The sequence below is a fragment of the Massilia sp. W12 genome (assembly GCF_037300705.1).
Taxonomy (GTDB): domain Bacteria; phylum Pseudomonadota; class Gammaproteobacteria; order Burkholderiales; family Burkholderiaceae_D; genus JACPVY01.
In genome coordinates this window covers 3,580,506-3,604,669 of record NZ_CP147776.1, presented here as the reverse complement: position 1 = coordinate 3,604,669, position 24,164 = coordinate 3,580,506, and the positions used below count along the sequence as shown (strand labels likewise).

General features: G+C 59.8%; 16 protein-coding genes. 8 read left to right on the top strand and 8 right to left on the bottom strand.

Annotated elements, in window-relative coordinates; genetic code table 11:
* Positions 1-111: 111 nt before the first annotated feature.
* A complete protein-coding gene (locus V8J88_RS14430) occupies positions 112-5,445 on the bottom strand; it encodes an amino acid adenylation domain-containing protein (RefSeq protein WP_338844849.1) in 5,334 nt (1,777 codons plus the stop codon).
* A 190-nt stretch (positions 5,446-5,635) separates the two neighbouring features.
* On the opposite strand from V8J88_RS14430, the gene V8J88_RS14425 reads away from it, so the two are divergent.
* Complete coding sequence (locus tag V8J88_RS14425; RefSeq protein ID WP_338844847.1) at positions 5,636-6,226, top strand: serine acetyltransferase; 591 nt, start codon at positions 5,636-5,638, stop codon at positions 6,224-6,226.
* A 215-nt stretch (positions 6,227-6,441) separates the two neighbouring features.
* Here V8J88_RS14425 and V8J88_RS14420 read toward each other — a convergent pair whose 3' ends face one another.
* The 7 genes from V8J88_RS14420 to V8J88_RS14390 all read right to left on the bottom strand — a co-directional run bounded on the left by V8J88_RS14420 (position 6,442) and on the right by V8J88_RS14390 (position 17,962).
* Positions 6,442-8,151 carry a caspase family protein gene (locus V8J88_RS14420; protein WP_338844846.1) on the bottom strand — a complete coding sequence of 570 codons (1,710 nt, stop codon included), beginning with the start codon at positions 8,149-8,151 and terminating at the stop codon, positions 6,442-6,444.
* Between the two features lie 416 nt (positions 8,152-8,567).
* Positions 8,568-11,291, bottom strand: coding sequence for a caspase family protein (locus tag V8J88_RS14415; protein WP_338844845.1), 2,724 nt, complete (start codon positions 11,289-11,291; stop codon positions 8,568-8,570).
* Positions 11,292-12,109: 818 nt separating this feature from the next.
* Positions 12,110-14,824, bottom strand: coding sequence for an aconitate hydratase AcnA (acnA, locus tag V8J88_RS14410; RefSeq protein ID WP_338844844.1), 2,715 nt, complete (start codon positions 14,822-14,824; stop codon positions 12,110-12,112).
* Positions 14,825-14,915: 91 nt separating this feature from the next.
* Positions 14,916-15,533: a hypothetical protein gene (locus V8J88_RS14405; protein ID WP_338844842.1), complete on the bottom strand. Its 618-nt coding sequence runs from the start codon at positions 15,531-15,533 to the stop codon at positions 14,916-14,918.
* A 43-nt stretch (positions 15,534-15,576) separates the two neighbouring features.
* Positions 15,577-16,545 carry an aldolase/citrate lyase family protein gene (locus V8J88_RS14400; RefSeq protein WP_338844841.1) on the bottom strand — a complete coding sequence of 323 codons (969 nt, stop codon included), beginning with the start codon at positions 16,543-16,545 and terminating at the stop codon, positions 15,577-15,579.
* A gap of 99 nt (positions 16,546-16,644) precedes the next feature.
* On the bottom strand, positions 16,645-17,634 hold the full coding sequence (locus tag V8J88_RS14395) for a malate dehydrogenase (protein ID WP_338844839.1): 990 nt from the start codon (positions 17,632-17,634) through the stop codon (positions 16,645-16,647).
* Positions 17,627-17,962, bottom strand: coding sequence for a hypothetical protein (locus V8J88_RS14390; RefSeq protein WP_338844838.1), 336 nt, complete (start codon positions 17,960-17,962; stop codon positions 17,627-17,629). The genes V8J88_RS14395 and V8J88_RS14390 overlap by 8 nt, the downstream gene beginning before the upstream one ends.
* 74 nt (positions 17,963-18,036) lie before the next feature.
* On the opposite strand from V8J88_RS14390, the gene V8J88_RS14385 reads away from it, so the two are divergent.
* The 7 genes from V8J88_RS14385 (at position 18,037) to gltA (ending at position 24,098) form a co-directional block, all read left to right on the top strand.
* Positions 18,037-18,834 (top strand): GntR family transcriptional regulator, encoded by a 798-nt coding sequence (locus V8J88_RS14385; RefSeq protein ID WP_338844837.1) that lies wholly within the window; start codon positions 18,037-18,039, stop codon positions 18,832-18,834.
* Between the two features lie 187 nt (positions 18,835-19,021).
* On the top strand, positions 19,022-19,447 hold the full coding sequence (gene sdhC / locus V8J88_RS14380) for a succinate dehydrogenase, cytochrome b556 subunit (RefSeq protein WP_338844836.1): 426 nt from the start codon (positions 19,022-19,024) through the stop codon (positions 19,445-19,447).
* Between the two features lies 1 nt (position 19,448).
* Positions 19,449-19,814, top strand: a complete 366-nt coding sequence (gene sdhD / locus V8J88_RS14375) for a succinate dehydrogenase, hydrophobic membrane anchor protein (protein WP_338844835.1) — start codon at positions 19,449-19,451, stop codon at positions 19,812-19,814.
* 2 nt (positions 19,815-19,816) lie between these two features.
* A complete protein-coding gene (gene sdhA, locus V8J88_RS14370) occupies positions 19,817-21,601 on the top strand; it encodes a succinate dehydrogenase flavoprotein subunit (RefSeq protein ID WP_338844834.1) in 1,785 nt (594 codons plus the stop codon).
* Positions 21,602-21,633: 32 nt separating this feature from the next.
* Complete coding sequence (locus V8J88_RS14365; RefSeq protein ID WP_338844833.1) at positions 21,634-22,344, top strand: succinate dehydrogenase iron-sulfur subunit; 711 nt, start codon at positions 21,634-21,636, stop codon at positions 22,342-22,344.
* Between the two features lie 8 nt (positions 22,345-22,352).
* Positions 22,353-22,622, top strand: coding sequence for a succinate dehydrogenase assembly factor 2 (locus tag V8J88_RS14360; protein WP_338844832.1), 270 nt, complete (start codon positions 22,353-22,355; stop codon positions 22,620-22,622).
* Between the two features lie 171 nt (positions 22,623-22,793).
* Positions 22,794-24,098: a citrate synthase gene (gene gltA / locus V8J88_RS14355; RefSeq protein WP_338844831.1), complete on the top strand. Its 1,305-nt coding sequence runs from the start codon at positions 22,794-22,796 to the stop codon at positions 24,096-24,098.
* Positions 24,099-24,164: the final 66 nt, after the last annotated feature.

Below are 24,164 nucleotides of genomic sequence, written 5' to 3'. Positions count from 1 at the left end.
AGCATGAAGACAAAGCACAAAGTCCTCCGGCAAACAGGACAGACCGGCGCCAGCCGGCCTGCCGCTTCATTCTACTGCACAGATGTTGCCGCAGGGAACTTTTTACATGCCTCAGCTTGGCCCGCCTTGCGCCAGCGAGAGCAGGGTTTGCCGCATTTCCTGCCCCAGCATGCTCACTGTGGCGCGGGTGAAGGTCTGCGGGCTGTATTGGAAGTACAGCGCCAATTGCTGCTCCCCATCCGTCCCCGGCCCCAATTGCGCATACAGCAGCAAATCAAATTTAGGGCAGGGCGGGCTGCCGGGCAGGGCGCGCAATTCCAGCCCGGCCAAGGACGGTGCGAGCGGATTTTCCAGCAAAAACAGGATCTGGAAAAATGGATGGCGTCCGGCGTGCGCCGGCTCGCCCAGCTGGCGCAGCAGCGGCGCCAGCGCGGCATTTCCATGCGCCAGCATGTCTTGCAAATGGCGATACACCTGCGGCAATAATTCCAGCCCATCGACCCCGCGCCGGCACTGCAGACGCAAGGGCGCGACGGCAGAGAAAAAGCCCACCACATGTTCCGCCCCGGGTTGATTCCGATTCGCCTGCGGATAGCCTATCGTCACATCTTCGCAATCCGCATGGCGCGCAATCAGCGCTGCGTACACACTCATCAAGAGCATGAACAGGGTGCAGCCATGTTGCTGCGCCACCTTCATCAAAGCGGCCAGCGTGGCGCTGTCGATTTTTTCCAGATGCGCCCCGACCACTTCCTGACAAGCCTCGCCGGGCGCATCGGCTAACTGCCGCACTTGCAGCTTGGGCGGCAGCGGGGTCAGATAACGCAGCCAGTAATCATGCGCCGCCTGTGTGCCGCCATGCCCGGCTTCCCAGCGCGCATAATCGCAATAATCCAGCTGCAGCGGCGCCAGCTGCGCCGCCGGATCGGCGTACAGGCTGGATAATTCCTGCACCAGCAGGGCCAAGGCCGGGCCATCCACCACCATATGATGCAAGACGATTTGCAATACCGCGCGCGTCTCATCGAGCAGCAGAATCTGGGCGCGGATCAGCGGCCCGCGCTGCAAATCGAATTCCCTCAGTTCGTATTCCGTCAGCATGGCGCGCCACTGTGCTTCGGCCAAAGCGCCGCTGGCGATTTGCGCGCGCAAATCATGGCGCTGCAGCGGCAGCGGCAATGGCGGCTGGCACAGCTGGCTGATTTTGTCGATATTCTGCGGTTCTGCCGCATCATAAATAAAGCGGCATGACAGCATCGGATGGCGCGCCTGCAGCGTATGCAAAGCCTGCTCCAGACGCGGCAGATCGAGCGCGCCTTGCAACAGCCAGGTGAGCGCAGTGTTGAACACATTCTGATGCGCGGCAAACATATGCCGCAGCTTGAAAAAGCCGTTTTTTTGCGCATTCGTCAGCGGCGCGGGCAGGCGCTTATCGCTGGCCGTCACCCCGGCCTGCGGCCCCTGGCGCAGCGCCGCCTCCAGGCAGGCGCACAGGCTGGCGATGCTGGCGTGCTGGAAAAAGTCGAGCAGGCGCAAAGCGCATTGATAAGTCTGATTGATGCGCGCCACAATTTGCGCCGCCAGCAGCGAATGTCCGCCAAGTGAAAAGAAATGGCTTTCCAGCCCGATGTGCTGGGCCGGCAGATGCAGGGCTTGCGCCCAGATCTCGCGCATTTCGTGTTGCAGCGGCGTCAATGTCTCCTGCGGCGCGGCCTGCTCCAGCGACGGCGCCTGCGGCAGCGCCAGATAATCAATCTTGCCATTCGCCGTCAGCGGAAATTCCGGCAGACAGATGAAATGGTTCGGCATCATGTAAGGCGGCACATGGTCTTGCAGCAGGGCGCGCAATTCCTCCGCTGGAATATGGTGCGCCGATTGCAGATAGGCGATCAGCAGCGCATCATGCTTGCCGCGCTGCTGGCTGCTGACCACTGCATCCTGCACCAGCGCATGGCGGCGCAGCACATGTTCAATCTCGCCCGGCTCAATACGGTAGCCGCGCAGCTTGATCTGGCGATCGAGCCGGCCCAGGAACAGCAACACCCCGTCCTCGCGCCAGCGCACCAGGTCGCCGCTGCGGTACAGGCGCTGACCATCGCGCCAGATAAAGAATTTTTCCTGCTCCACCGCCGCACGCTGCCAATAGCCCTGGGCCAGACATTCGCCGCCAATGCACAACTCGCCCGGCGCGCCCTGCGGCAGCAGGTTTTGCTTGGCATCCAGCACATACATGCGCGCATTCGCCACCGGCTTGCCGATTGGAATCTGGGCATCCTGCGGCGCCAGCATGGCCGCATCCAATTCCTGCATCGCGCACCAGATGGTGGCTTCGGTCGGGCCATACATATTCCACAGCCGGCCACATTTTTCCAGCAGCGTGCGGGCCAGATCCAGGCTGAGCGCCTCGCCCCCGCTCAAGGCGGTGAGCTGCGGCATGCCAGCCCAGCCGGACAGCAGCAGCATTTGCCAAAACGCCGGCGTGGCCTGCATCAGCGTCACCTGATGCTGTTGCAAATAGTTGCCCAGCGCATGCAAATCGCGCCGCATCTCCGGCGGCGGCAGCAAAATCGCCGCGCCCCAGGCCAGCGGCAGATAAATTTCCAAGCCGGCGATATCAAACGCCAGCGTGGTGTGGGCCAAGGCCACATCTTGCGGCCCGAGTTGCAAATTGGCTTGCATCGCATGCAAAAAATTCACCACAGCGGCATGCGCCACCCGCACCCCCTTGGGCTGGCCGGTCGAACCTGAGGTGTACAACACATATGCGGTGTGATGCGTATTCACCGCTGGCAGGCTGGCCGCCGCATCAATCGCTTGCGCCTGCAAATTTTCCAGCAGCAAAAGTCTGGCCTGATGCGGCGGCAGGGCCGCTTGCAAGGCCGCGCTGCTGAGCACAAAACGCATGCCGCTGTCTTCCAGCACAAATTGCAAACGCTGCTGCGGGTAATCCGGGTCCAGCGGAATATACGCCGCGCCGCATTTCATAATCGCCAGCAGCGCAATGACCATCTGTGGCGAGTGCTGCAAACACAGTCCGACAAAATCGCCCGCCGCCACGCCATTCGCGTGCAGCGCCAGCGCCAAATGGTGCGCGGCCTGCTCCAATTCGGCATAGCTGACAAGGTGCGCGCCGGCAATCAGGGCGCGCGCCGCACCGTTTGTCTGCGCCTGGCGCTGCACCAGCTCATGAATACAGCCGGGGCCGCTGAGCGTGAGTTCGGTATGGTTCAAGCTTTCGCTCAGATAGCGGCTGTGCGCCTGCGGCATGCAGGGCAGGGCGTCGAGCCGGGTGTGCGGCGCCGCCAGCGAATCGAGCATCGCCTGCAACACGGTTTGCCATTGCGCATGCATGCGCGTGAGCGCGCCGCTGCTGAATAAATTCGCATCGTAATGCCATTCACAGACCTGGGATTGCGGGCGCAACATGATTTCCAGCGCGGGCAGACTGGCCAGCGGCAGCGCGCCATCACAGCACAGCAGCAGGCTGACCTTATCCAGCAACTCATGCACCGGCAAAGACGGGCTGTGCCGCATCTGCCGCAACAGCGCCAGATGCGCCTCCAACTCCTGCAGCGCCTGGCCCAATTGCGGCGGCGCATGCCAGGCCAACGGCAGCACATGCGGAATCTGCCCGGGCGCGCTGGCCGGGGCATAGCCCAGCGTGATGCGCTGGCTGGCGCAATAGCGCTGCAACAACGCCATCCAGGCCGCCGCCAGCAGGGTGTCGGGCTGCAAATGGGCCGGCCCCAACTGGCGCGCGCAGGCCGCATCCCAGTCAAATTCCCAGGCCAGGGCCAGCTTGCGCAGCGCCGGCGCTTGCTTGCGGCGCGGGAAATCGGCTTGCAAATGCAGCGCCTGATAAGCCGGCTGGCGGCGCCAGAAATCACACGCCGGGCCGGCTTGCGGCTGCAGCATCGCATCCAGCGCATATTGCATGCCGGGCGCGCTTTGCTGTTGCGCGCCGATGGCGGCATCGAGCTGCGCCAGCAATTGCGCGGCATCCGGCGCGCCCAGACAGGCGGATTCGGCCACCCCGCTCTGCGACAGATCGCGCAGCGCCGCCGCATAACGCGCCTGCAACACCGCATGCGCGCCCAGCGCGCCGGGCTGGGCGCGGCGCAAAGCGGCCAACAGCATGGCCTCGGTGGCGGCCTGTCCCAGCAAGGCATAGGCCCAATGCAAAGCATGTTGCGGTGCGCCGAAAGCGCTGTGCTGCCGCACTCTGTCCAATAAAGGCTGGCAGGCGTCCTGCAGCGTCCGGGCCAGTTCCGGCGCTTGCAAATCCTGGCTTAAAAAGCGCAGACAAGCCTCGCCCTGATTCACCAGCGTGGCCCCGAGCGCCATATTCAAGGTTTCGGTCGGCCCCTCGCTGATGCGCATGGTGCGCGCATCGCGCAAAATCTGCGGCAGGATATTGTTTTCCATATAGCCGCGTCCGCCCAGGGTTTGCAGACTCGCATCGGCGCACTGCCAGAGCGCATCGACCGCCGCGTTTTTCAGCGCAAAAAACGCTTCTTGCGGCACAGCCTGTCCCATATCCAGGGCCGCGCCGAGCTGCCAGCACAGCGCTTGCACGGCTTGCATGCGCGCGTTGAAATCGCCCAGCCAGCTGCGGATCACCGGGTTTTCGATCAGCAGACCGGTGGCGATTTTGCGCTGGCTGGCGTAGCGGATCATCAATTGCAAGCAATGGCCAAGCGCGCCGATGCTCTTGGCCGCCAGCATCAAGCGGCCCACATTCAAGGCTTCCTGGGCCAAGGCCATGCCATCGCCGACCTGTCCCAGCAAAGCATCCTGCTGCAGCACCGCATAATGCAGGCGGATATCGTTTTGCACCATGCCGCGCAAGCCCATGGTCGGCGCTTCGGACTCGATATGCACGCCCGGCCCCTGCAGCGGCACGGCAAATGCGCTCGTACTGATTGCGCCATTTTCGGCGCGGGTTTTGGCGAACACCGTCAGCAAACTGGCCCAGGCCCCGGAATCGACCCAGATCTTGCGCCCGTGCAAACGCCAGCCGCCAAACGGCAGCGCCTGCGCCGTCATCTCAATCGCCCAGGGATTGGCGCCGGCGGCGGTTTCGGTCAAACCGAAGCCGCACAGCTGGCGGCCAGCGGCGAATTGCGGCAAAAACTGCTGTTTTAAGCGTTCGCTGCCGTGATGCTGCACGGCATACAAGCCGTTGGCGTGGGTCGAGACCAGGGTGGCCAGGGTCAGATCCAGCGCGCCCAGCTGGCGCATGACCGCCAGCGCATCGCAGGTGGATAAACCGAGGCCGCCATAGGCTTGGCCGATTTGCAAACCGAACAGGCCGCGATTGCCAAATTCGAGCGCGATATGCGGCGGAATACAGCGCCGTTCGTCGATCAACATGGAATTCACCGAACGCGCGCCGAATTCGCGCAACCACTGCAGCAGCGGGGTGATGGCCGGACTGTGATGCATGATCATCCTTTCATGGGCGGGGTAGGGGAAAAGGCACTGCGTCACTTTTTTTGTTGGCGCAAAGATATTGCCAGATTGAAACAGATTTGTGTGTATTCGCAACGCAAAATCCAAAACTGTAAACCATCAGTGGGCTTTGCTACAATCGCCCCTGCCTGTAGCTGATTGATGAAATGAAAGAAAACAAGTGATGAAATGGAATGCATTGAAAGCTGACACCTGGCGCATTTATGGCCGTTTTTCCTGGGGCTGTGTGCTGCGCGGTTTTTTCAGCAACCGCACCTACCGGGTGATTTGCACCCTGCGCCTGTGTCAGGCGGCGGCGCAGGGCGGGGCCTGGAAGCTGGCGCTGATTCCAGCCAAAATCCTGCACCGTTGGGCCACGCACCAGGCCGCCATGGATTTATCCTGGCAGACCGCAATCGGCCCCGGCATTGCGCTGACCCATGGTTGGGCGCTGGTGGTGAATCCGGGCGCGCAGATTGGCCGCAATGTGACCTTGTTTCATGGCGTAACCCTGGGCCGGCGCGACCGCATTGCCGCCGACGGCAGCCGCCAGACGGAATTTCCGCAGATTGAAGATGAAGTCTGGATAGGCGCGCATGCGATTATTGTCGGCGGCGTGACAATCGGCCGCGGCAGCCGCATCGGCGCCGGCGCCTTCGTCACCGAAGACGTGCCGCCGTACTCGGTCGTGACCGGCAACCCTTCATCCATCGTAAAACAAGGCTGCACCCCGGACGTGTACAACCCGGCCCCGGCGCAGTGGCTGGGTGAATGAGCGGGCGCCAATTTCTTTGCATGGCCAGCGGCTTGTCTATTTGTTGTGGCAGCGAATCTGTCGCGAAAACCGGCGCGGGTGTTGCCGAAGTGTTGATGCGGGGCCATGGGCTTCAATCGCCTACGACAAATCAAGCAGCAGCCGGTAAACAGCCGGTAACGGCGCCAGCCAAGGCCCGGGCAGCTGGGTGCAAGCGCGCAAGGTCTTGCCGCGCTTCAATCGCGCGGCAAGACCTGCAGGCTGCGCCACGCCGCTTCCAGGCGCGGCGCGGGACCCGTCTTTCGGGCGCGCTGTTGCAAGCGTTTCAGCAATTGCGCCAGGGCGGCGTCTTGCAACGTTAAGCTGCCTGACTGACTGGCATCCAACAGCGCAGTCCGCAGCGCTTGCATGGTCTGGTCTTGCGCGTCAAAGGCAAGGTACAAATACCACTGCAAACCGGTATCCGCTTGGGTCAGCAAGCGCTCTTGTTGCGCTCCCGGCAATTGCAGCAACTGCCCGGGCGGCGGCGCATAGATGTGCACCTGTCCCTTGGCGTGAAGATGCAAGACCAGCCATTGCGCCGGTGCGGCGGCGCGCGCCACTTCGCGCAGCGCTTGCCCTTGCTGCAAGATATCGCCGCGCCCCGGCGCCTCCACATCCAGGCTGATCACCGCAGTGCGCGCCGCCGCCGCCGCATTGCGCAACGCATGCCAGAAGGCGAGCGCATGCACATGCTGCAGAAAATCTTGCTGCGCTGGCGCATCCAGCGCGGCCCAGCTCAGCACATCGGCTTCGTCGCTGTCCTTGATTTGCAAACCGCCGCCATAGCGGCTGATACTGAATTCCGCAGTTTGCGCGGTATCGGACTGCATTGCCAGCAAGCCTTGCTGGCGCCATTGCTGCAATGGTTTTTTCAGCGCCTGCCACAGCGCTTTATCGTCTTGCAGCGCGCTATCCACGCGCAGCCGCAGCGGGCCGCGTTCGCTGGCCGGCGCGCTGGGCGTGATGCGGCGCAATAAGACCGGCGCAGCCAGCAAGCCATTATTGTCTTCACTGGCGCGCGGCAGGCGTTGTGCACTGTGGCCGTAAGGGCGGCGCTGCATGAATCCGGCGGCGGCGCTTTGCACTTCTTCCAAGCTTAAAAATCCATCGCGGTTGGCGTCGGCGTCAAGCTCGCCGTGCAAGATGCGCAACAGGGTGTCGCTCAAGGCGCCATGCGCGGCGCCATCGCGGCTGCCGCTGAAGGGATCGCCGCCGCCCGGCAACTCCACCGCCACCTCACCGGCAGCCGCTGCGGCCAAAAATTGCACTTGCATATAGGGATAGGGCGAGGGCTGGAGGCGGATCGCGCGCTCACGTTCGGCCAGCGGTTTGCGGCGCTGATGCTCCAGCGAGGCTAAGCGCGGTGTGAAAGCGGGCAGGGCGCGTTTGGCAAAACGCGGATCGCGCACATATTCGCCGGAATAACAGGCGTCAGCGATCAGCCAGACCGGATTGCGTTTTTCCAATTCCAATAAAATCGGCTTCAAATCCCGCCGCCCGATGAGCAGATTTTCCCCATTGCGCTTGGCGTCCACCGGCAAAAACGCCCCGCTGTCATGCGGCAAGGGCGCCAATTCGGCATCCCATTTGCTCTGGCTATCGTGCGCGCTGCTGCCGTGGCCGGAAAAATAAATCAAGATACTGTCGCCCGGCTTGCTGCGCGCGGCCAAGGCGCGCAATTCGTGCAAAATATTCTCCCGGGTCGCCTCGGCATGCGGCTGGCGGTTGAGCAAGACTTTGATATCTTCTTTGGCGAAACACCAGCGCTTGTGCAAAACATCAGCCAGCGCGGCGACATCGTTCGCCGCCCCTTCCAAGGGTTTAAAACCGGCGTCAAACTGCCCGGCCCCGATCAATAAAGCGATTTGCCTGGGCCTGCCCGGCCCCGGACAACCATCCGCCAAGCGCGCCGCCTCCTGCGCCGTGCACAGCAGCGGGGCAGTGAAAAGCAGCGTGGACAGCGCCAGCCCAAAGCGCTTAAATAAACCAGCAGCCCGATTTTGGCCGGCAGGAGCGGCTTTTGCCGCGAAAGCAAAACCGTCGGCCTGATTCAGTATTGTGGGAGCGGCTTCAGCCGCGAAAGCAAAACCGTCAGCCTGATTCAGTATTGTAGGAGCGGCTTCAGCCGCGAAAGCAAAACCGTCAGCCTGATTCAGTATTGTGGAAGCGGCTTCAGCCGCGAAAGCAAAACCGCCGGCCTGATTCAGTATTGCAGGAGCGGCTTTAGCCGCGAATGGCGTTTGCCATGTGGCGCGACCTGGTTCGCGGCTAAAGCCGCTCCTACCGGGTGTTGCCTTGGTCTTGGTTTTTTGCCAAAACATCATCGCTGCACCGCAATCGGAAAATCCTGCACCGATTGCGGCGCCAGGAAGCTGGGATGTTGCGCATCGCCGCTTAAGGCCGGCACCCGCTTTTCCAAATACCGGCGCAAGCTGCCATGCGTGATCTTGCCCTGTTCCGCTGCCGCGCCGCGCAAGCCTTCCAGTAAGGCGGCGGTAAACACCCCATTTTGCAAGGCGCTTTTTTCCAGAGAAAACTCGCGCCCGGTGCTGGAGGCGAACACCACCGCCCCGCTTTGCGCGCTGCCCATTTCATTCACAATCCGGGTAATGTCAAAACTCTCGGCGGCTTTTTTCCCGCCGCCTGAGCGGCAAGCATCTAAAAACACCAGCGCTTTGCCGCGCAAACTGCTGACCAATTCCAGCACTTCTTCATGCCGGATCGCACTGCCGCGCAAATTATCCGGTTTCACATCTGCGGGCAGGAAAAACAGCTTGCCATTGCCGGCCATCTCGCCATGCCCGGAAAAAAACACCATGGTCACATCATCACTGCCCTTCACCTGCTCTTCCAGCGCTTGCATAGCGCGCGTAATCGCATCGCGCGTGGCGTTGCCATTCAGCAGGGGAGTGATGTGCACATCGCGGTACAGCACCCCTTTTTGCGCCTGGAAAAATTGGATGAAATCCTGCGCATCCTTATGCGCAAATTGCAAAGGCGGAATGCCCTTGGGATAGTCGCTCACGCCTATCGCCAAAATGCGCAATAGCGGCAGGCGCAGATTGGCGGCGGCGCTTGGCGCCCGGCCCTGCCAAGTCACGCGCACCGGCAGCGGGTTGGACACGCCATATTTATTTTCAGCAAACAATTCCACCGTGCAATCTTCCCGTGGAATGCTGATTTCCTGGTCAAACTGGCTTTGTGCGGCAACTGACAGATTCGCCTTCACGCCATCAATCCGCACAAACCAGCGCTTGATCGGCGCATCGGCGGCGCTGTCGGCGCGCGCTTGAATGCGGATGCGTTCGCTGCTGCTGCGGATATCTGCCGGGGTTTGCAAATGCAGGGTGGGCGGCAGGCTTTGGGCAATACTTTTGTTGTTCAGCGCCTGGGGCCGGTTTTCATTCGCCAGCCGCAGCGCTTCCCCCTCATCCAAGGTGTCCAGCACCAAATCAATCACATCGGGGCGGTAAAAACGTTCACGAAAACGCGCCGCCGGGTAAAAATCCGCTGCTCTATCCGGCCCCCGGTTGATATGCCAGCCTATCAATTCTTCCGCCCCGGGGCTGGCGTCGTAATAGCCGCCAGGCGTCCATAAGACCCAGCGCTTGCGATCCCCATGCGGGAAAAAAGCCAATAATTCCTGGCCGTCAGATAAACGATGCCAGCGCAAAGTGCCATCGCCATACGCCACCACCACCACCCGCCCGGCGCGCGGGATGTTGACGCCCCAGGACGCACCGGGAACGGGCTTTTCCCATGCTTGTTTGCCGCTGGCGTCAAATTGGCGCAAGCTCCAATCGGCGCCCAGCACAAAGCGCTCAGCCTTGGCATCCAGCGCCAGGCTGCGGGATGTTTCACCTTGATGAAGCGTTAAAGCCAGGTCTTTGAGCACGGGGCGGGTGTTGTCCTCCCAGTTTGTCAGCGGCAAACCATCGGTGCGTGGCGCATGGCCGGTTTTGAGCTGGCCCGGGCTGAGTTTTCTTTGCGCCATATCAAATTGCCATGGCTCCCTCCCCATGCCGGCAAAGCCAAAAGACAGGCTGCGCCCTGTCTCATCCACTAACAGCGCCGCATTCCTGTTGCCGAATAAATTGGCAATGCTGGCGCGGCTTTTTGTTTGCATGCTCTCTTGCAGCACACCCCAGGCAGGGTCAGATGCAGCCAGCAGCCAGCCGGTTTGCGGCAGGGGCTGGATATCCATCACCGTATTTTCACTCACGGCAAGATCGCTGTAAGCGCCACGCCCGCCCTCAGCCCATAGTCGCAGCATGGTTTTGCCATCTTTTTTCCAACTCCCTGTGGCCACCAGACTGCGCCCGTCGGCGGAAAAGGCGACGCGGCCTAAATTACCATTGTCCACCCCGCTGACATCGGGTGCATACAGCTTTTCCAGGCTGTCGCCATCCAGCACATCGACTTGGCGGCTATCGCTATAGCCTACCGCCAGGCGCTTGCCATCCGGCGAGAAATGCAGTTGAAAAGGCAGTTTGCCGCTTGGCGCCGCCACGCTTTGCTTGCGCTGCAAACCTGCCTGGCTGATCTGGTATAAGCGCAGTTTGCCATCAAAGCTGCTGGTAGCCAGCCAGCCATCCTGACGCCATGCGGCGCCATAGCAGGTGCCGCCATAATCCCTATCGGCCAAGGGTGTTTGCGCGGCGCCTTGTTGGCTGTCATACACGCGCAAGCCTCCATTCCACAGACAAGCCGCCAGCCAGCGCCCGTCCGGGCTGTAGGAAAGCTGACTCACAACATTCGGCAAGCCGCTAAAACGTGCACGCATTTGCCCACTGCTGCGCGCAAACAGATAGATACTTTGATGGCTGTCAGTCGCATTGGTAAAACCGCCCAGCGCAACCGTTTCCCCATCCGGCGACAGCGCTACCGCATACAGCTTGCCTTCATCCCCTGGCCCTATCGGCACGCGCAAGGTTTGCAAGAGGCGGCCTGTGGCGATTTCCCACACGCGCGCGGTTTTGTCATCGCTGGCGGTGACGGCGTAGCGGCCTTGCGCATCTGTGGCGATGCGCTTGATTGGCGCCATATGCGCCCCGGTTTCCAGGCGTAGATAGGGTTGGTCTTTTTCTTCAGCAACTGCCGCTGCGAGAGTAGGTGCTGTGCCAGCAGCTTCAGCTTTTATCCCTCCAGCCAATAACATCTGGCAACACAGCAAACCAGCCAGCCATGGCCAGCCCCACCCCTTGTTCCGTTGCGCCTCATTGCTCCGCATCGCCTTCTCCCCGGCTGTCTTTGCTTGATTCTAACAGCGCATGATGTGTTGAAAACGGATTGTGGCTAAGCTTGTTGTACCAAAATCACAAGCGGGCAGGGGCGGATTTTTTTTGGGGGGATGCGTGCATTGCGCGTGGCGATGCCAGCGGCTTGTCTCCTTTTGGCAGGAGCTGCTTCAGTCGCGAACATGGCCGTGACATTGTGGCAGGAGCGGCTTTAGCCGCGAATCAGGCCGTTGTTCCGCGCAGACGCTATTCGCGGCTAAAGCCGCTCCTACAGCAAGAAACAGCGGGATTGGATATGCGCTGCTCAGGCAAAATACACCCCCCGCTAGTTGTCGTAAAACGTCATTTCATGAAGGCGCGCCATTCCTTGTGGGAGCGGCTTCAGCCGCGAATCTGGCCCTTGTTCCGCGCAGACGTCATTCGCGGCTAAAGCCGCTCCTACCGGGGGATGCGCCGTGCGCTGTGGCTTGCGCCAATTCCTTTGGGTATCAACCGGTGTCGGATGCCGGGCATCGCTGCGCTCAGCGCCAGCCTGCATAAACCCATAAAAAAACGCCACGCGCACTTGCATGCGCATGGCGTTTTTTGCGCTGGCCAGCTTGCGCCAGCCAGGTTTTTCCAACGATTACGCCGCGAGCAACTGGCGCAGCACGAAAGGCAGAATCCCGCCGTGCTTGTAGTAATCGACTTCGATCGGGGTGTCGATGCGCAGCAGCAGTTGCACTTCTTTCTTGCTGCCGTCGGCGCGGTGGATCACCAGGGTCGCTTTTTGTTGCGGCTTGATTTCACCGTCCAAACCCTTCAGATCAAAGGTTTCATTGCCGGTGATGCCCAGGCTTTGCACGCTGTCGTCGCCGATGAATTGCAGCGGCAGCACGCCCATGCCGACCAGGTTGGAGCGGTGGATGCGCTCGAAGGAGCGGCAGATCACCGCCTTCACGCCCAGCAATTGGGTGCCCTTGGCCGCCCAGTCGCGCGAAGAACCGGTGCCGTATTCTTCGCCGCCGAATACCATGGTCGGCACGCCAGAGGCTATGTAACGCATGGCGGCGTCATAAATCGACATTTGCTCGCCGCTCGGCTGGTGAATCGTGATGCCGCCTTCGACTGCGGAACCGTCGGCTTTCGGCGGAATCATCAAGTTCTTGATACGCACATTGGCAAACGTCCCGCGCATCATGATTTCGTGATTGCCGCGACGCGAGCCGTAGGAGTTGAAGTCGGCTTTCAATACGCCGCGCTCCAACAGCCATTTGCCTGCCGGCGAGCTTTCTTTGATCGAGCCGGCCGGGGAAATGTGGTCGGTGGTGATCGAGTCGCCAAACACGCCTAAAGCGCGCGCGCCGGAAATGCCAGCCGCTGCGGCAGCCGGTTGCATGCCGAATTCAGCAAAGAACGGCGGCTCGGCGATATAGGTCGAATCCGGCCAGTTATACACTTGGCCCGACACCGACGACACTTTTTCCCACAGCTTGCCGGGAGCGTTTTTGACGTCAGCGTAGTTTTCTTTGAAGTTCTTGGCGCTCATCGCGAACTTCAACAGGCCATTGATTTCCTCGCTGCTGGGCCAAATCTGTCCCAGGTACACATCTTTGCCGCCCTTGCCCTTGCCCACCGGCTCGCTCATCAAGTCCACCGTGACATTGCCGGCGATGGCATACGCCACCACCAGTGGCGGCGAAGCCAGGAAGTTGGCGCGGATGTTCGGGTGAATCCGGGCTTCAAAGTTGCGGTTGCCGGACAGCACCGCAGCAGCCACCACGTCATTCGCCACAATCGCTTCGTTCATGGCCGGGGTCAGGTCGCCGGCATTGCCGATACAGGTGGTGCAACCGTAAGCGGTGACGCCAAAGCCCAGTTTTTCCAGGTAAGGCAAGAGGCCGGCATCTTCCAGGTACTTGGTCACCACGCGCGAGCCGGGGGCCAGCGAAGTCTTGATGTGCGGCGCGACTTTGAGGCCGGCTTCCACCGCTTTCTTGGCCAGCAGGCCGGCGGCCAGCAACACGTTCGGGTTGGAGGTGTTGGTGCAGGAAGTGATGGCGGCAATCAGCACGTCGCCGTTTTTCAGGGACACGCCATCGCTGTTTTTGTATTCCGCGCACAGGTCTTCAGCTTTCTTGTTAAAGCCGTTTTCCTTGGTCGGTTTGGTAAACAGATCGGAGAAGGTGGATTTCACATTGCCGATTTCGATGCGGTCTTGCGGGCGTTTCGGGCCGGCCAGCGACGGCGTGACGGTGGACAGGTCCAGCGTCAGTTCACGGGTGTAGTCGATCTGGCCCTTTTTCGGGATGCCGAACATCTTTTGCGCTTTGAAGTAGGCTTCAAATGCTTCGATTTCAGATTTCTTGCGGCCGGTGCCTTTGAAATAGTCGATGGTTGCTTCATCGACCGGGAAGAAGCCCATGGTGGCGCCGTATTCCGGGGCCATATTGGCGATGGTGGCGCGGTCGGTCAGCGACAGCGAGGCGGTGCCTTCGCCGAAGAATTCGACAAACTTGCCCACCACTTTTTCTTTACGCAGCATTTCGGTGATGGTCAGCACCAGGTCGGTGGCGGTGCAGCCTTCGCGCAGCTTGCCGGTCAGGTTGACGCCGATCACGTCCGGGGTCAGGAAGTACACCGGCTGGCCCAGCATGCCGGCTTCGGCTTCAATGCCGCCCACGCCCCAGCCCACCACGCCGATGCCATTGATCATGGTGGTGTGGGAGTCGGTGCCGACCAGGGTGTCGGGGTAGTACACGCTTTCTTTCTTATTGCAGTGCACGCCGCGCGCTAAGTATTCCAGATTGACCTGGTGCACAATGCCGAAGCCCGGCGGCACCACGCCAAAGGTGTCAAACGCCTGCATACCCCATTTCATGAACTGGTAGCGCTCGTTATTGCGCGAAAATTCCAGTTTCATGTTCAGGTCGAGCGCTTTCTTTTCGCGGAAATGGTCGATTTGCACCGAGTGGTCCACCACCAGATCGACCGGCACCAGCGGTTCGATCTTTTTCGGGTTTTTCCCCATTTTGGAGGCGACATTGCGCATTGCGGCCAGGTCGGCCAGCAGCGGCACGCCGGTGAAGTCTTGCAGCACGACACGCGCCACCACAAACGGGATTTCATCCACGCGCTCTGCAGTGGGCTGCCAATTGGCCAATTGCTTGACGTGTTCTTCAGTCACTTTCTTGCCATCGCAGTTGCGCAGCACAGATTCCAGCACCACACGGATCGACACCGGCAGGCGCGAGATTTTCACGCCCAATTGCTTTTCCAGTGCTGGCAGAGAGTAGAACTTGCCCTTTTTGTCGTCGGTGATTTTGAAATCTTTCAGCGTATTCAAAGTGTTGCTGGCCATGACTTCTCCTTATGTGTGATAAACCCGGCTGCAGCGGCCAAAGCTGCCTGGCTGGCCGGGGAAAAACGGCAGGCGGATCGCCTGCATGATCTTAAACTGCGGGTTGTGCTGCGGTTGCGGTCGGCTGCGCCGGTGCTGCCGGCGCAGCCGGCGCGCCAGCCTGCTCGGTTGCCGCCGGCGCGGCTGCCGCTGCCGGCTGGGCCGGTGCGGCGGCGCTGTTCACAGGCGCCGGCGCGGCTTGTTGCCGGGCTTCCAACACCTGTTCCCGGCTCTTGCATTCATTCGCCAGTTGCTGGCCTTTCTTGGCGTCCAGCAAAATGCCTTTAGCCGGAATGCCGATCCATACCAAGCCGGCTTGCGTGTTTTCAAAGCGCGCCGCGCCGGTGGAGGTGGTGATGCGCTTCATGCTGAGCAGGCGGTTTTTCCAGCGCAGGGCGGCGCGCTGCTCATCGTTGACGTATTGATAAAGGGTCAGGCTGGCCCCGTGTTCGCAGTGGTAGTCCACGCCTTGTGCGCCTTGCACATCGGGCGCGGCTTCGTTTTCGCTGGTGGCGGGCGCGGCGGTTTTTTTGCCGGCCTTTTTGCTGGTCTTTTTCTGACTCACAGCAGGTTTTTCGGTGGGCGCAGCCAATGCCGGCGCGCTTAAGGCGAGCGGCAGCGCAAGGCACAAGGTGCGCGTAATCAGTGCAAACAGGGAGTCAGCCATCATTTCTTCCTTCAGTCTTGGCGCTATCAACATGAGGGCGCCGGGTTCATTCATTTACAAACAAGCTTTGCGCAGCTTCCGGCACATGCATGCCTGCCGCCTTCGCGCGTTGCAAAATTGTCCAATAATAACGGTAGCTGGCGCGATCGTGCAGTCTGCCGTTTTGTTGTATCGGCCCCCATTGCGCCTGCTGCGCATCGAGCAGAATCGCGCAGGCTTCCGTCACTTCCGAATTACGCGGGGTGAACGCTTTGACGATGGGCTTGATTTGATTCGGGTGGATGCTCCACATACGCTGATAGGCGAATTCCTGCGCTGCGCGCGCGGCGTCGTGTGCGACCTGGGCGCTGTCTTTGAATTCGGTGCAGACATTGTGTGAGGCGATTTTGCCGTGCGCATGACAGGCGGCGGCGATTTCAAGCTTGGCGCGCACCACCAGCGGGTGGCTGAATTGGCCCGGCGAGCGCATCGCTTGCGCCGGCACCGCGCCATGATGGGCTGAAACAAAATCCATAATCCCGAAAGACAGGCATTCGACTTGCGGCAGGGCGGCGATGCGCCAGGCATCGTGCAGCGCGCCATGGCTTTCAATCAGCACATGCAGCGGCAGGCCGGGCGGCGCGTATTGCGCGATTATGTCGAGTGCGGCTTGCACATCATCCAGTCCTTCCGCTTTGGGCAACACCAGATAGGCCAGGCGCTTGCCGGCCAGTTCGCAAATATGCGCCACATCGTCGCGGAAATGGCGGCTGTGCACATCGTGCACGCGGGCGCCAATGCGGCCAAACTGGTTTTCAGGGGAGGCGATCAAGCTGCCGATCAGGCGCGCGTGCGCGGCTTCATCGCCGGCGGCGGCGCCGTCTTCACAATCAAAGGTGAGATCAAAAATCGGGCCAAGCTCTTGTTGCAGGGCCAGCGACTTGCGCATCAGCTTTTCCGCACCCGCGTAATGGTCGCACGGGGGCAGGATCAGCGGGCGGCGTGTGCCCTGGAATAAAACCTCGGCGGCATGCATGCCTGGCGTTCCTCTCGTTGCTGGGTGGGGAGGCGGTAAGCGGCGCCGAGCCGCCTGCCGCCTGGCGCCGGAAATCGCCGGCGCCGCTTTCAAACAGGATCAACCCAGCAGATGGGCCACGCCTGCGCGTTCTTCTTCCAGCTCAGCCAGGGTCTTGTTGATGCGCTCTTGCGAGAATTCATCGATAGACAGGCCTTGCACAATGGTGTATTCGCCGTTTTCGGTGGTGACCGGGAAGCCGAACATCACGCCTTCCGGGATGCCATACGAACCGTCAGACGGAATGCCCATGGTGGTCCATTTGCCATTGGTGCCCAGCACCCAGTCGCGCACATGGTCAATTGCGGCATTGGCGGCGGAGGCAGCGGAGGACAGGCCGCGCGCTTCGATGATCGCTGCGCCGCGTTTGCCCACGGTCGGCAGGAACACGTCGCGGTTCCATTCGTGATCGTTGATCAGGTCTTTCACGCTGGCGCCGTCGATGGTGGCGTAACGGTAGTCCGCGTACATGGTCGGCGAGTGGTTGCCCCAGACGCACAGTTTTTCAATCGCAGCCACCGGCTTGCCGGTTTTGGCGGCGATTTGCGACAGCGCGCGGTTGTGGTCCAGACGCAGCATGGCGGTGAAGTTTTTAGCCGGCAGCGAAGGCGCCGATTTCATCGCGATATAGGCGTTGGTGTTGGCCGGATTGCCCACCACCAGCACCTTCACATTGCGCGAAGCGACGGCGTCCAGCGCTTTGCCTTGCACGGTGAAGATTTGCGCATTCGCTTCCAGCAGGTCTTTGCGTTCCATGCCGGGGCCGCGCGGACGGGCGCCGACCAGCAGCGCCACATCGGCGTCTTTGAATGCGGTCATCGGATCGGAATGCGCAGTCATGCCGGCCAACAGCGGGAAAGCGCAATCGTCGATTTCCATCATCACGCCTTTCAAGGCTTTTTGCGCTTTTTCGTCGGGGATTTCCAGCAATTGCAAAATCACCGGCTGATCCTTGCCCAGCATATCGCCGTTGGCGATGCGGAACAGCAGGGAATAACCGATTTGACCGGCGGCGCCGGTGACAGCGACGCGCATTGGGGCTTTAGCCATAGTAGATCTCCAGATCAGGAAGGATGAAACGGTAAATACGGCAAGTCTGGCGTGCGTCAATCAGCTTGATCTGATCACGACGCGCCGCGCCGGCGGCGGCAGAGCGCTTTACGCGCCTTGCATCTGGGCAAAAATATCCTATCTTTTGCATGACCGGCATTTCCTCGACAAATGACAATGATACCGTTGAACCGGCTTGCTGTGCAGTGAATACAGGATTTGGCGTCAGCCTGACGGCGCAAACAGCGCGCAGCTTTGCACAGTTTTGTAATCTTTGGCGCAAGCCTGAAACGCCCGTCAGTTTAGTCAGTGAACGGTGTTTTGTCAATTGATATCTTATGTCTTATATAAGACATCTGTTTTTCTGGACGGGGCGGCGCTTTTATGATCAAATCTGGCCTTATGAACCCAGACCTGACCGATCCAGTCCCCGCGCCAGCGGGTAAAAGCGAAGCGTCCGCCGCGAATGCGGTCAGTGCGCTGCCGCCTGTGTATGCCCCGCTGTATCAGCAGATCAAGGCTTTGCTGATGCAAAGTCTGCAATCCGGCAAATGGAAGCCGGGCGAATTAATCCCCAGTGAAACCGAGTTGGCGGCCCGCTTCAAGGTCAGCCAGGGCACGGTGCGCAAAGCGATTGATGAATTGGCGGCGGAAAATCTGGTGGTGCGGCGCCAGGGCAAGGGCACTTTTGTCGCCACGCACGAAGAAGAAAAAGTGCAGTTCCGCTTTTTGCGCCTGTCGCCTGACGCCGGCAACCGCTTGCAACCGGAAAACCGGATTCTTGAGGTGCGCCGCCTGCGCGCGCCGGCTGAGGTGGCGCGCTTGTTGGCCTTGAAAGCCGGCGATGCGGTGATTTTCATCCGTCGCCTGCAATGCTTTGCCGGCGCGCCGACCATTGTTGAAGAGATCTGGCTGCCCGGCAATCTGTTCAAAGGGCTGACGCTGGAGCGGCTGGCGGAGTACAAGGGGCCGATGTACGCCCTGTTCGAGCAGGAATTCGGCACGCGCATGATTCGCGCCAGCGAAAAGCTGCGTGCGGTGGCGGCGGAAGGGCGCATCAGTGAGTTGTTACAGGTGGATGCCGCCACGCCGCTGTTGCATGTGGAGCGGGTTTCCCTGACTTACGGCGAGCAGCCGGTGGAATTGCGGCGCGGCTGGTATTTGACGCGTGATTATCACTATCATAACGAATTGAGTTGAGTGTATATTTCATGGGCGGAGCAAACTTGGCGGTGTTTGCCGCTGAAATGCCGGCGGCGGCAGGAAAATGGAAGAAAAAACGATGCACTGTGGAATTTTTTTGGTGTATCGCACAAAAATCGGCGAAAATTGCGGGTTTGGTGTTTTTGCGCCGTCCGTGTCACTCTTGAATATTTAGGGGGAATCCATGTCTGAAGCCATCCAAGGCAACGGCAAAAAGAAACGGCCTGAGTTCCGCAACATCCATGTGACAGAAATCATTGGCTACCGCTTGCCGCTGGCGGCCTTAGTCTCGATTCTGCACCGGATCAGCGGGCTGCTGATGTTTCTGCTGCTGCCTTTTGTGTTGTATCTGTTTGAACAAAGCCTGACCTCGGAAGGCACTTATGAGTATTTGCGCTTGAACTGGTTTGCCCAGCCATGGTGCAAACTGCTTCTGCTGGTCCTGGTCTGGGGCTATCTGCACCATTTCTGCGCCGGCATCCGTCACTTGATCATGGATCTGCACATCGGCCTGGATAAAATTTCCGCCCGTCACTCAGCCGCCAGCGTGTTGGTGATCAGTCTGTCGCTGACCGCTTTGATCGGCTTGAAAATCTTTGGAGTATTCTGATATGGCACAAGATAATATCGGACCCAAGCGCTTAGTGGTCGGGGCCGGCTACGGTCTGCGTGACTGGCTGGCGCAACGCCTGACCGCCTTCATCATGGCGCTCTACACCCTGATCCTGTTGTTTAACGTACTGACCGCGAAAAGCTTCGGCTACCACGGCTGGGCCGGTCTGTTTGCGCAACAGTGGTTCAAACTGATCTCCTTCGTTACTTTTTGCGCGCTGCTGTACCACGTCTGGGTTGGCGTGCGCGATATCTGGATGGACTATGTCAAGCCGGTAGGCGCACGTCTGTTCCTGCATATGTTTACCATCGTCTGGCTGGTCGCTTGCGCCGGCTGGATGATTCAGATCCTGTGGAGAGTGTGATCGTGGCAGCTATCAAAACTGCAATTCCAAGCCGCCGTTTCGATGCGGTGATCGTCGGCGCCGGCGGCTCCGGCATGCGCGCTTCGCTGCAATTGGCCGAGGCAGGTCTGAATGTGGCGGTGTTATCCAAAGTGTTCCCGACCCGCTCGCACACCGTCGCCGCGCAAGGCGGCATTGGCGCTTCGCTGGGCAATATGTCGGAAGACAATTGGCACTGGCATATGTTTGACACCGTCAAGGGCAGCGATTGGCTGGGCGACCAGGATGCGATCGAATTCATGTGCCGTGAAGCGCCCAAGGTGGTGTATGAGCTGGAGCACTTCGGCATGCCGTTTGACCGCAATCCGGACGGTACGATTTATCAGCGCCCGTTCGGCGGCCACACCGCATCCTGGGGTGAAAAGCCGGTGCAACGCGCTTGCGCTGCGGCTGACCGCACCGGCCACGCCATGTTGCACACCCTGTATCAACGCAATGTGCGCGCGCGCACCCATTTCTTTGTCGAATGGATGGCGATTGACCTGGTGCGCGACGCGGAAGGCGATGTGGTGGGCGTGGTGGCGCTGGAAATGGAAACCGGCGATGTGATGCTGCTGGAAGCCAAGACCACGATTTTCGCGACTGGCGGCGCGGGCCGTATCTGGGCCGCATCGACCAATGCCTTTATCAATACCGGCGACGGCATGGGCATGGCGGCGCGCGCCGGCATCCCGCTGCAAGATATGGAATTCTGGCAATTCCACCCGACCGGCGTGGCCGGCGCAGGCGTCTTGATTACCGAAGGCGTGCGCGGCGAGGGCGGGATTTTGCTGAACTCCAACGGCGAACGTTTCATGGAGCGTTACGCGCCCAAGCTGAAAGATCTGGCGCCGCGCGATTTCGTCTCGCGTTCGATGGACCAGGAAATCAAAGAAGGCCGTGGCTGCGGCCCGAATAAAGACCATGTGTTGCTGGATCTGCGTCATATCGGCGCCGACACCATCAAAAAGCGTCTGCCCTCGATTTTGGAAATCGGCCACAAATTCGCCAATGTCGATGCGACGCGCGAACCGATTCCGGTGGTGCCGACGATTCACTATCAGATGGGCGGCATCCCGACCAATATCCATGGTCAGGTAGTGGTTCCCAGCGCCACTGATCCGAATGCGAATCAGGTGGTGAATGGTCTGTACGCAATCGGCGAATGCGCTTGCGTCTCGGTGCACGGCGCGAACCGCCTGGGCACCAACTCGCTGCTCGATTTGCTGGTGTTTGGCCGCGCCGCAGGCAACCATGTGGTGGCGCAAAACTTGAAGAGCCGCAGCAATAAAGATGTGCCGGCGGAAGCTGTTGACCGCGTGATGGAACGCCTGGCGCGTCTGGAAAATTCCACCGGCGGCGAAAAAGTGCAAAGCGTGGCCGGCGAGATCCGCAACACCATGCAAAAGTATTGCGGCGTGTTCCGCACCGATGCGCTGTTAGAAGAAGGCAAGAAGCAAATCCTGGCCCTGGACGAAAAGCGCAAGCATGTTTCGTTCAAGGATAAATCCAAGGTCTTCAACACCGCCCGCATCGAAGCGCTGGAGCTGGAAAACATCATCGAAGCCGCCAAAGCCACCATCGTCTCGGCAGAGGCGCGCAAAGAAAGCCGTGGCGCGCATGCGCATGACGACTATCCGAAACGCGACGATGACAGCTGGATGAAGCACACGCTGTGGTTCTCGCATGACAACCATCTGGAGTACAAGCGCGTGGTGACCAAACCGCTGACGGTGGAGACAATTCCGCCGAAAGAACGCACCTTCTGACGCTTCCAAAGTACTTAGCCAAGGGTAGAAACATGCCACGTACAATGAAATTCAAGATTTACCGTTACGATCCGGATAAGGACGCCCGTCCCTATATGCAAGATCTGGAAGTGACGTTGCAAGACACTGACAAGATGCTGCTGGATGCCTTGCAGCGCATCAAGTCGGATGTGGATGATTCGCTCGCGTTGCGCCGCTCCTGCCGTGAAGGCGTGTGCGGTTCGGACGCGATGAACATCAATGGCAAAAACGGCCTTGCCTGCACCACCAATTTGAACGAGTTAAGCGAGCCGGTGACACTGCGCCCGCTGCCTGGTTTGCCGGTGGTGCGCGACCTGATCGTCGATATGACGCAATTTTTCAAGCAATATCACTCGATCACGCCGTATTTGCAAAATGACAGCATTCCGCCGGAAAAAGAACGTCTGCAGTCGCCGGCTGAACGTGAGGAATTGGATGGGCTGTATGAGTGCATTCTGTGCGCCAGCTGCTCGACCTCCTGTCCCTCGTTCTGGTGGAATCCGGATAAATTCGTCGGCCCCGCCGGCCTGTTGCAAGCCTACCGCTTCATTGCGGACAGCCGCGACCAGGCTACCGGCGCCCGACTGGATAATCTGGAAGATCCATACCGCTTATTCCGCTGTCACTCGATTATGAATTGCGTCGATGTCTGCCCCAAGGGTTTGAACCCGAACAAGGCAATCGGCAAGATCAAGGAATTGATGTTGCGGCGGGCGGTTTGAGGTCAGGCATGCAAGAACGCCACCAGGATGATGCAACCCGTCGCGCGCGACTGCGCTGGCGCGCGCGGCGCGGTTTGCTCGAAAATGACCTGATTCTGACCCGCTTTCTGGACGCACACGAGTTGGAGCTGTCGGATGAGGATGTGGGGGCGCTGTCCCAATTGCTCGACCTGTCTGATAACCAATTGCTGGATTTGCTGCTTGCACGGTGTGCGCCGGAAGGGACACTGGCCACGCCGTCAGTGTTGCGCCTGCTGACGCGTTTGCAGGCGGCGTAACCATCAGCGCGGTTTTTGCGGGTGACAGGCTGACAGCAGCCTTGACACTTGGCCCATGCCTGATATGTTGCATGCATGGGCTGAAAAACCCGCAGGAGGCGTGGCAAGACATTGCAGTTGGTATGGACATTTTTTTTATATTTAGACTCACCCCTTGATGAAGGAAGAGCCATGAACAAATCCGAGACCAAAGCAACCCTGTCGTTTTCTGACGGCAGCCCCTCGATAGAATTTCCGATTTACAAGGGAACCATCGGCCCGGATGTGATCGATATTCGCAAGTTGTACGGCGAAACCGGTAAATTCACCTATGACCCGGGCTTTATGTCCACCGCCTCCTGTAATTCCGCCATCACCTATATCGATGGCGACAAGGGCGAATTGCTGTATCGCGGTTATCCGATCGAACAGCTGGCCGTAAATTGCGATTTCCTCGAAACCTGCTACCTCTTGCTTAATGGCGAACTGCCGAACGCCACTGAAAAGAATGATTTCGTCAAGACCGTCACCTATCACACCATGGTGCACGAGCAGATGCAATTCTTCTTCCGTGGTTTCCGTCGCGATGCGCACCCGATGTCGGTGCTGGTCGGCACTGTGGGCGCGCTGGCTTCCTTCTACCACGATTCGCTGGATATCAATGACCCGCACCATCGCCGCGTTTCCGCGATCCGTTTGATCGCCAAGATGCCGACTTTGGTGGCGATGGCGCATAAATACTCGATGGGCCAGCCTTTCGTGTATCCGCGCAATGACCTGTCTTACACCGCCAACTTCATGCGTATGATGTTCGCCACCCCGTGCGAAGAATACAAAGTGAATGATGTGCTGGTGCGCGCGCTGGATCGTATCCTGATCCTGCACGCTGATCACGAACAAAACGCTTCCACCTCGACCGTGCGCCTGTCCGGCTCCAGCGGCGCGAATCCTTTCGCCTGTATCGCCGCCGGCATCGCCTGTCTGTGGGGCCCGGCGCACGGCGGCGCGAATGAAGCCGCACTGAACATGCTGCGCGATATTGGCAGCGTGGACAAGATTGGCGAATTCGTCAAAAAAGTGAAAGACAAGAGCTCGGGCGTGAAGCTGATGGGTTTTGGCCACCGCGTGTACAAGAACTACGACCCGCGCGCCAAGCTGATGCGCGAAACCTGCCACGAAGTGCTGGCCGAGCTGGGTCTGGAAAACGATCCGCAATTCAAGCTCGCGATGGCATTGGAAAAGATTGCGTTGGAAGACGATTACTTCGTACAACGCAAGCTGTATCCGAACGTCGATTTCTACTCCGGCATCGTGCAATCCGCACTGGGCATTCCGGTACAACTGTTCACCGGCATTTTCGCCATGGCGCGCACCGTGGGTTGGATCGCGCAATGGAATGAAATGATTTCCGATCCGGAACAGAAAATCGGCCGTCCGCGTCAATTGTTCTCCGGCTCGCCGGTGCGCAATGTGCCGCCGATGTCTGAGCGCAAATAAATTGCAGCGCCGCATGCGGCGCTTGCACAATAAAAAACCCGGCAAACGCCGGGTTTTTTATTGCTG